General features: G+C 49.2%; 8 protein-coding genes (1 of these 8 running past the window's edge). All 8 read left to right on the forward strand.

The window, feature by feature from the left end; translation table 11 throughout:
• Positions 1-110 precede the first annotated feature (110 nt).
• On the forward strand, positions 111-485 hold the full coding sequence (locus tag ABGT54_RS01995) for a GntR family transcriptional regulator (RefSeq protein ID WP_346662614.1): 375 nt from the start codon (positions 111-113) through the stop codon (positions 483-485).
• Between the two features lie 8 nt (positions 486-493).
• Positions 494-2938: an ATP-dependent Clp protease ATP-binding subunit gene (locus ABGT54_RS02000; protein WP_346662615.1), complete on the forward strand. Its 2445-nt coding sequence runs from the start codon at positions 494-496 to the stop codon at positions 2936-2938.
• A 51-nt stretch (positions 2939-2989) separates the two neighbouring features.
• Complete coding sequence (locus tag ABGT54_RS02005; RefSeq protein WP_346662616.1) at positions 2990-3403, forward strand: endosialidase; 414 nt, start codon at positions 2990-2992, stop codon at positions 3401-3403.
• Positions 3404-3493: 90 nt separating this feature from the next.
• A complete protein-coding gene (radA, locus tag ABGT54_RS02010; protein WP_346662617.1) occupies positions 3494-4873 on the forward strand; it encodes a DNA repair protein RadA in 1380 nt (459 codons plus the stop codon).
• 149 nt (positions 4874-5022) lie between these two features.
• Positions 5023-6657 carry a peptide ABC transporter substrate-binding protein gene (locus ABGT54_RS02015; RefSeq protein ID WP_346662618.1) on the forward strand — a complete coding sequence of 545 codons (1635 nt, stop codon included), beginning with the start codon at positions 5023-5025 and terminating at the stop codon, positions 6655-6657.
• Between the two features lie 72 nt (positions 6658-6729).
• Positions 6730-7656: an ABC transporter permease gene (locus ABGT54_RS02020; protein ID WP_346662619.1), complete on the forward strand. Its 927-nt coding sequence runs from the start codon at positions 6730-6732 to the stop codon at positions 7654-7656.
• A gap of 9 nt (positions 7657-7665) precedes the next feature.
• Positions 7666-8589, forward strand: a complete 924-nt coding sequence (locus tag ABGT54_RS02025; RefSeq protein ID WP_346662620.1) for an ABC transporter permease — start codon at positions 7666-7668, stop codon at positions 8587-8589.
• A 15-nt stretch (positions 8590-8604) separates the two neighbouring features.
• Positions 8605-8617, forward strand: the 5' end (the start) of a protein-coding gene (locus ABGT54_RS02030; RefSeq protein ID WP_346662621.1) for an ABC transporter ATP-binding protein. It continues 1013 nt past the right edge of the window; 13 of the gene's 1026 nt are visible here — the first part of the coding sequence; the start codon lies at positions 8605-8607; the stop codon falls past the right edge of the window.

Below are 8617 nucleotides of genomic sequence, written 5' to 3' on the forward strand. Positions count from 1 at the left end.
CTTCAAGTTGCGAAAAGGAGCTTACAATTTCGGTTGTAAGCTCCTTTTGAATGTGTTATACTATCGATATAACACGCGGTACAGCGAATATACAAAAGCAGGTGGAATACATGTTGATAGAAATTGATTTCAATAGTGATGAGGCTCTCTATGTACAGCTGCAGAATCAGATCATCCTGGGAATCGCGACGGATATGATCAAAGAAGGGGATGCGCTGCCGTCGGTGCGACAGCTGGCGGATACGGTAGGGATCAATATGCACACAGTGAATAAAGCATATACCATATTAAAGCAGGAGGGCTTCATTCGTCTGGACCGGCGCAGAGGGGCGGTGATCGCCCTGGATGTGGATAAAGCCCAGGCGCTTCTGAAAATGCGGGAAAATTTAAGGATCCTGCTGGCCAGAGGGTGCTGTAAAAACATTTCCAGAGAGGAAGTGCACGCTCTGGTGGATGATATATTTGACGAGTATGGAAAGGAATAACAGATGTCATGAATTATACAAGACAGGCAGAGCAAGTATTGAAAATAGCTGAAAAAACTGCAAAGGACATGAAGCATCCCTACATAGGGACAGAGCATCTTCTCCTGGGATTAAGAGAAGTTTATACAGGAGTGGCAGGACAGATTCTGGACGCCAATCGTGCGGACAGGGAGCGGATCCTGACTGTTATGGAAGAGCTTGTCTCTCCGGTGGATCATAAAAATATTCCTGGGGATCCAAAGATCAGCCCCAGGCTTGCTTACATTCTGGAGGAAAGTAAGGCGGAGGCCCGCCGGTTCCACGAAGACGAGATCGGGACAGAGCATCTCCTGCTGGCGCTTCTTAGAGATGTGGACTGTGTCGCCTGCAGGATTCTGCTGACGCTGAATGTCAATATGCAGAAAGTGTATCAGGAAATCCTGGAGGTGCTGGGCGTAGATCCAAAGGAATATCAGGATGAACTGGCCCAGGAGGCTGGAGGCGCCAAAGGCACAGTGCTGGAGCAGTTCGGTACGGACCTGACGGCACAGGCGGCGGAGGGAAAACTGGATCCGGTCATTGGAAGAAAAGAAGAGATCGGACGGCTGATGCAGGTCTTAAGCCGCAGAACCAAGAATAACCCCTGTCTGGTGGGGGAGCCGGGCGTCGGAAAGACGGCGGTGATCGAAGGACTTGCCCAGCAGATCGCGGCGGGAGTAGTTCCGGACAGCATGAAAGAAAAAAGAATCCTGACCATGGATCTGGCGGCGATGATCGCAGGATCCAAATACAGAGGTGAATTTGAGGAACGGATGAAGCGTCTGATCCAGGAAGTAAAAACAGCGGGAAATGTGATCCTTTTTCTGGATGAGGTGCACACGATCATCGGCGCAGGCGGAGCGGAGGGGGCCATGGATGCGTCCAATATCCTGAAACCGTCTCTTGCCCGGGGCGAGCTGCAGCTGATCGGCGCGACTACCATCACGGAGTATCGGAAATACATCGAAAAGGACGCGGCCCTGGAACGCCGGTTTCAGCCCATTACAGTGGAAGAACCCACGCAGGAGCAGTGCCTTGAGATTCTGGAAGGGCTTGCGCCCCGCTATGAGGCGCATCATCATGTGGAGCTTAAGAAAGACGCCCTTGTGGCAGCAGTAAAACTATCGGCCCGCTATATCAGCGACCGTTTCCTGCCGGATAAGGCTATTGATGTGGTGGACGAGGCGTGTTCCAGAGTAAGCCTTGGCGGGTTCCGGGTGCCGGAGCAGATTTTTGCCCTGGAAAAAACGGCGCAGGATCTGTCGGTACAGCTGGAGGAAGCGTTGGTGCGAGGCGATATTGCCGAGGCGTCTCTTGTCCGCAAAGAAAAAGAAGAGGCACTTAAGAAACTTGGCCGGCAAAAAGAGCGGTTCCAGAAGAAAAGCAGAGAAAAACAGCTGTCCGTGTCAGAGCAGGATATTGCAGAAGTGGTGTCGCAGTGGACAAAGATTCCGGTCCAGAAGCTGGCGGAGTCTGAAAGCGCGCGCCTGAACCGGCTGGAACAGACGCTTCATAAGCGGGTGATCGGTCAGGAGGAGGCGGTATCTGCCGTGGCGCGTTCTATCAAACGGGGAAGAGTCGGGCTGAAAGACCCGAAGCGCCCGATCGGCTCCTTCCTGTTTCTTGGTCCCACCGGCGTGGGAAAAACAGAACTTTCCAAAGCGCTGGCGGAAGCGTTGTTTGGAACAGAAGATTCACTGATCCGGGTAGACATGTCAGAGTATATGGAGAAACACAGCGTGTCAAAAATGATCGGATCTCCTCCGGGTTATGTGGGACATGAGGAAGGCGGACAGCTCAGCGAACAGGTGAGAAGGCATCCCTACTCTGTCATTCTGTTTGATGAGATTGAGAAAGCACATCCGGATGTGTTTAACATTCTCCTGCAGGTGCTGGATGACGGACACATCACTGATTCGCAGGGCAGGAAAGTGGATTTTTGCAATACCGTGATTATTATGACTTCCAATGCCGGGGCGCAGTCTATCATTGATCCCAAGAAGCTTGGGTTTAATGCCAGGGAAGACGCAGCCGGAGATTATAAGCGGATGAAGAGTAATGTGATGAATGAGATCAAACTCATTTTCCGGCCGGAATTTCTGAACCGGATCGATGAGATCCTGGTGTTCCATCCGTTAAGCCAGGAACAGATGAAAAAGATCGTGGGACTGATGTGCACCGACCTGATCCGCAGGGCAAAAGAGCAGCTGGGAATCCGTCTGACGATCCGGGATTCCGTGAAAAAACATATCGTGGAGACCGGGACAGACCGCAAATACGGAGCACGTCCTCTGCGCCGGGCTGTACAGAATCAGCTGGAAGATCAGCTGGCAGAGGCTCTTTTGAAAGGAGAGATTGCAAGAGGCATGGAAGTTGTGGCGGGCATGTCTAAAAAAGAAATAAAATTTATTCCAAAAGCTACAAAAGAATCCTGATTTGAGATATAATGGGGATACAAATGAAGAACTTAAGGGAGGACAATACGCATGACAGCAGTGAAAGAGCTTTTAAGAGCTGAGGAGGACGGAACACTTAGCTTTGGAGATTATACGCTGGAGAGCAAGACAAAACTGGAAGGCTTTGAACATAAAGGGGATATTTACAAAGTCAAGACATTTGCAGAAATCACAAAATTAGAACGCAATGGTATGTTTGTGTATGAATCTGTGCCGGGAACGGCGGTGGATCATTTCTGCGCCACCGAAGAAGAAATCTGTTTTCAGGTGTGCGGACCGAAGGATGCACAGTTTACGCTGGAAATGGAGGCGGACACTGTGTACGAAGTGTATATGGACGGCGTCAGCGCAGGAGAGATGAAGACGAACTTAAGCGGAAAGTTAAGCGTAAGCGTAGAGCTTGGAAAGGACGCTCCGGTATCTGTCAAGATTATAAAAAAATAGTTCAGGACGCCGTCAAAACGGATCAATTGCATAAAAAAGACAGCAGGCAGCCTGTATCAGGCTGCCTGTTTGCTTGGAAGGAGACTGATTATGGCAAAAGGGAAAAAAACAGTATTTTTCTGTCAGAACTGCGGACATGAAGAAAGTAAATGGCTGGGACAGTGCCCGGCCTGCAGAGAGTGGAATACTTTTGTGGAAGAAAAGGTAACGACAGGCCGGGAAACAAAGAAAACGGGAGGGCCTGTGGCAAGAGATGCGGTTTCACGCGTGGTAGCGCTGGAAAGTGTGTCTACAGAGGAGGAAGACCGGATCCGGACGGAGATTACAGAGCTGGACCGCGTCCTTGGCGGAGGAATCGTGCAAGGTTCCCTGGTTCTGGTGGGAGGAGATCCGGGGATCGGCAAATCCACGCTTCTTTTGCAGATGTGCCAAAAACTTGCACAGAAAGAGAAAAAGATTCTTTATATTTCTGGAGAGGAATCCTTAAAGCAGATCAGGCTCCGGGCAAACCGGATGGGGGAATTTCCCGGAAATCTTTATCTTCTGTGCGAGACCAATCTGGAAATGATCCGCAGTGTGATCGAACAGCTGACACCGGATCTGGTGGTGATAGATTCAATCCAGACTATGTATCATGAAGAAGTTTCTTCGGCGCCCGGCAGCGTATCTCAGGTGCGGGAGTCTACCAATGTATTTCTTCAGCTTGCAAAAGGACTGAATATTGCCATATTTCTGGTGGGACATGTAACAAAAGAAGGAACCGTAGCAGGACCGAGAGTTTTGGAACACATGGTAGATACAGTGCTGTACTTTGAAGGGGACCGCCATGCGTCTTACCGGATCCTGCGCGGAGTGAAAAACAGATTTGGCTCCACCAATGAGATCGGCGTTTTTGAGATGCGTAAGGAAGGACTGACAGAAGTGGAAAATCCTTCAGAATATATGTTAAGCGGTCGTCCGGAGAATGCCTCCGGCTCTGTGGTGGCCTGCGCCATGGAAGGAACCAGGCCGATCCTGATGGAGATCCAGGCACTGGTGTGCAGAAGTAATTTCGGGATGCCAAGAAGAACAGCGGCAGGGCTTGACTATAACCGGGTAAATCTTCTGATGGCAGTACTGGAAAAAAGAGTGGGTCTTCCGTTGTCTGACTATGATGCATATGTGAATATTGCGGGCGGCATCCGGATGAATGAGCCGGCAGCAGATCTGGGGGTTGTGATGGCGATTGCCTCCAGCTATAAAAACAAACCGGTGCCCGGAGATATGATCGTGTTCGGAGAAGTGGGGCTAAGCGGAGAGATCCGCGCGGTGACCATGCCGGAACAGAGAGTGGCGGAAGCAAAAAAGCTGGGCTTTCGGACCTGCGTTCTGCCTGCTGTATCGAAAAAGACTCTGGGAGACACCGGCGTGAGTGAGGGTATGAAGATCCTCGGTGTAAGTTCTATTAGTCAAGTCCTGGAGTTGTTATGAAAGAAGTACTGGAAATAATGCTCATAAAATGCTCAAAAAAATACAAATAAGTTGACAAAATGCACAAGTAGAGTTATTATTTTAACAAGCTTTATCTTTTTTTGGGGCTGATAGAGCTTTAGAACCTTTTAGGAAAAGGAGGATGAGTTATGAAAAAGAGAGTTTTAGCAGCATTATTGACAACGGCTATGACAGTGACACTGCTGGCTGGCTGCGGAGTCCCGGGCGGCTCTGACGACGGAGGGGATACCGAAGGATTGAAGAGGGTAACCTATTCTCTGCGTGAAGAACCACCGACACTGGATCCGCAGCTTATGAACTCCATCCCGAGTGCTACAGCAGCGATCCATACCTGTGCGGGACTGACCCGTAACGTAGAAGGCGAGATCCGCGGAGACGGCGCAGAGGACTGGGATGTGTCCGAGGATGGTCTGGTGTATACCTTCTATCTGCGTGATGGTCTGAAGTGGAGCGACGGAGAAGATCTGACAGCAGAAGATTATGTATATGGAATCCAGAGACTGGTTAATCCAGAGACTGCTTCCGGCTATTCTTTCCTGGGCGCGATCCTGAAGAACGGCGATCCGATCAGCAAGGGAGAAATGGATGTCAGTGAACTGGGTGTTACAGCTCCGGATTCATCTACTGTAGAGATTACTCTGGAACATCCGGCAACATACTTTACTGCAATGACAGCGATGGCGCAGTTCTGCCCGGCCAGACAGGATCTGGTAGAAGAGTACGGACAGGATTATGCGGCAGATCCCGACAAAGCGGCTTATTCCGGACCTTTTGTAGTATCTGAGTGGAAGCATGGCGATGAGATCGTTCTTGCAAAGAATGAAGAGTACTGGGACAAAGACAGCATTAAGTTAGATGAGATCTGCCTGAAGACAGTTGCAGACGCCAAGACAGGCGTGGCAATGTGGGAAGAGGGCGAACTTGATATCACAGATGTTCCGACAGAGATGACCGAACAATATGCAGATAACTCCGAATTTGTATTTGACGGTGCAAACGATTACCTGGCGCTGAATATGAGTGAGGGACGCATCCTTCAGAACAAGAACCTTCGTCTGGCGCTGAACTATGCGATCAACAGACAGGAATACATTGACCTGGCGACCAATGGCGTATATGAGGCCAACACCAGATATGTCCTTCCGGATGTAAATGGTTATGAAGAAGGCGTAAACTATGGAGAAGCTTTCCCGTATGAGGCCTTCCCGGTAGAGGGTGATGCAGATAAGGCGAATGAATATCTGAACGCTGCAATGACAGAGCTTGGCGTATCCGATCCGGCAGAGATCACCATCGAACTTCTGACAACGGATACCGACCTTGCAAAGAAGCAGGCTGAAGTTATCCAGGATCAGATCCAGAAAGCTATCGGCGTTACCATCGAGATCCGTCAGGTAACCTATAAGCAGAGACTGGAAATGGAAGAAAAGAAAGAGTTTGATATGGTATTTACCGGATGGGTGCCGGATTATCCGGATGCTTACTCCTATCTGGAACTGTGGCTGAATGGAAGTTCCTACAACCATACAAGCTACAACAATCCGTCTTATGATGCGCTGGTGATCGGTTCACAGACAGAGACAGATCCAAAGGCAAGAGCAGAGATGCTGTTCCAGGCAGAGCAGATCTTCCTGGAAGACGCAGCGGTTGTTCCGCTTCAGCTTCGCCGGATCCAGCTGCTTGTAAATGAAAATATTGAAAACTTTAACGTATACTTTGTAGGTTACAACTATAACCTGGTATATGCAGATATCAAAGAATAAAAAATCTGCGGGAAAAGAACATGGATTTCAGAGGGGGAGTTTGATCTCCCCCTCTTTTGAAAGGAGAAGCCTATGGCAAAATATATTCTAAAAAGAATCGGGCTCTCAATCGTAACGCTTATCGTGCTGACGACGATCGTGTTTATACTGGTACGTCTGATGCCCGGAGATCCGTTTTCCAGTGATAAGATGACTCCTGAGATCCGGGCGAATATGGAAGCTTATTATGGATTGGATAAGTCACTGCCGGAGCAGTATATTACATATATGAATAATCTGCTTCATGGAGATCTGGGGTATTCCATGAAATATGTGAATCAGTCGGTGAACAGGATTATTGCAGATGCCTTTCCTTATTCTGCAGACCTGGGGATCCGGGCGCTGATCTTTGCGGTATGTTTTGGTGTTACACTGGGAGTGATTGCGTCCCTGAACCGTGGGAAGAAGCTGGATGCAGTCTGTATCCTGATCGCAATTCTGGGAACTTCGATTCCAGACTTTATTATGGGATCTCTTCTTCAGTATTTCTTTGGTATCAAGTGGGGACTTCTGCCGGTGGCGCAGTACACGAGCGTAGCTCATACGATCCTGCCGTCTATTGCTGTGGGATTCTATACACTGGCTATGGTATCCAGGCTGATGCGTGCCAGCATGCTTGAAGTGGTCACATCGGATTATACAAAGACAGCAAAGGCCAAAGGTCTTTCCAAGTGGAGGATCACGGTGAAGCATCAGATCCGCAATGCGATCATGCCGGTCGTTACGGTCCTTGGTCCGCTGGTTGCTTCTGTGCTGACCGGAACATTTGTTATCGAGGCGCTGTTTGCGATTCCGGGACTTGGCAAACATTATGTACAGAGTATCAGCAATAACGATTATACGCTGGTGCTTGGAATGACCATTTTCTTTGGCGCCTTCTTGATCTTAATGAATCTGATCGTTGATATCCTGTATGGAATCATCGATCCGAGAATCCGTCTGAGTGGAAAAGGAAAGTAGGTGAAGGAAATGGCAGAGATCACAAGAGAAAAGTTTAAAGTCGTAGGGAAAAATATCAGCAGTATGGAGTCCATTTCCCGCCCGAACATCGGGTACTGGCAGGACGCGTGGAGAAGAATCCGGAAAAACAAAGTGGCATTTTTCTCGTTGTGTCTGATTGTACTGTATATTGTCATGGCTGTTTTTGCGCCTATGCTGAGTCAATACACCCATTATTCGCAGAATGTGCATGAAATGAACCAGGCATTTTCGGGGAAACACTGGTTTGGAACAGACAGTCTGGGACGTGACCTTTGGGTTCGTGCATGGATGGGAGCAAGAGTTTCCCTGACCATTGGTTTTGTGGCAAGCATCATTAACGGAATCATAGGTTCGCTGGTGGGCGGTATTTCCGGTTACTACGGGGGGAAGGTAGACCTTCTGATCCAGCGTATCGTAGACGTGCTTTACGGGATCCCCAGCATGATCATCACCCTGCTTTTGATGGTGGTACTTGGAAACGGCGTGCATTGTCTGATCATAGCCATGATCTGTGTCGGATGGATCGGAAGCTGCCGTACCGTCCGTGGTGAAGTGCTGAAGTTAAGAGAGTCTGACTTCGTGGCGGCCGCCAAGATCATGGGCGTAAAGGATATAGCCATTATTGTAAAACACATTCTTCCCAATGTTATGGGAATTATTATTACCAGCGTGACCATGGCGATCCCGAATGCGATTTTCCAGGAAGCGTTCTTAAGTTATATCGGTCTTGGCATTTCTCCGCCGGACTGCAGCTGGGGCATCCTGGCAAAAGAAGGGATCCAGATGCTTAGAGTATATCCCTATCAGGTATTTGTACCGGCGTTTATGATCTGTACGACGATGCTGGCGCTGAACCTGCTGGGCGACGGCCTTAGGGATGCCTTTGATCCGAAGCTTAGGGGCACAGAGTAGGAAGGAGGAAGAGGTATGGAGAATTTAT

The organism is uncultured Merdimonas sp., from assembly GCF_963929015.1.
GTDB lineage: Bacteria > Bacillota > Clostridia > Lachnospirales > Lachnospiraceae > Merdimonas.

Excerpts from the sequence above, each read along its gene's own strand:
- ABGT54_RS01995 (WP_346662614.1), top strand. The coding sequence starts at position 111 with ATGTTGATAGAAATTGATTTCAATAGTGATGAGGCTCTCTATGTACAG.
- ABGT54_RS02000 (WP_346662615.1), top strand. The coding sequence starts at position 494 with ATGAATTATACAAGACAGGCAGAGCAAGTATTGAAAATAGCTGAAAAA.
- ABGT54_RS02005 (WP_346662616.1), top strand. The coding sequence starts at position 2,990 with ATGACAGCAGTGAAAGAGCTTTTAAGAGCTGAGGAGGACGGAACACTT.
- radA (WP_346662617.1), top strand. The coding sequence starts at position 3,494 with ATGGCAAAAGGGAAAAAAACAGTATTTTTCTGTCAGAACTGCGGACAT.
- ABGT54_RS02015 (WP_346662618.1), top strand. The coding sequence starts at position 5,023 with ATGAAAAAGAGAGTTTTAGCAGCATTATTGACAACGGCTATGACAGTG.
- ABGT54_RS02020 (WP_346662619.1), top strand. The coding sequence starts at position 6,730 with ATGGCAAAATATATTCTAAAAAGAATCGGGCTCTCAATCGTAACGCTT.
- ABGT54_RS02025 (WP_346662620.1), top strand. The coding sequence starts at position 7,666 with ATGGCAGAGATCACAAGAGAAAAGTTTAAAGTCGTAGGGAAAAATATC.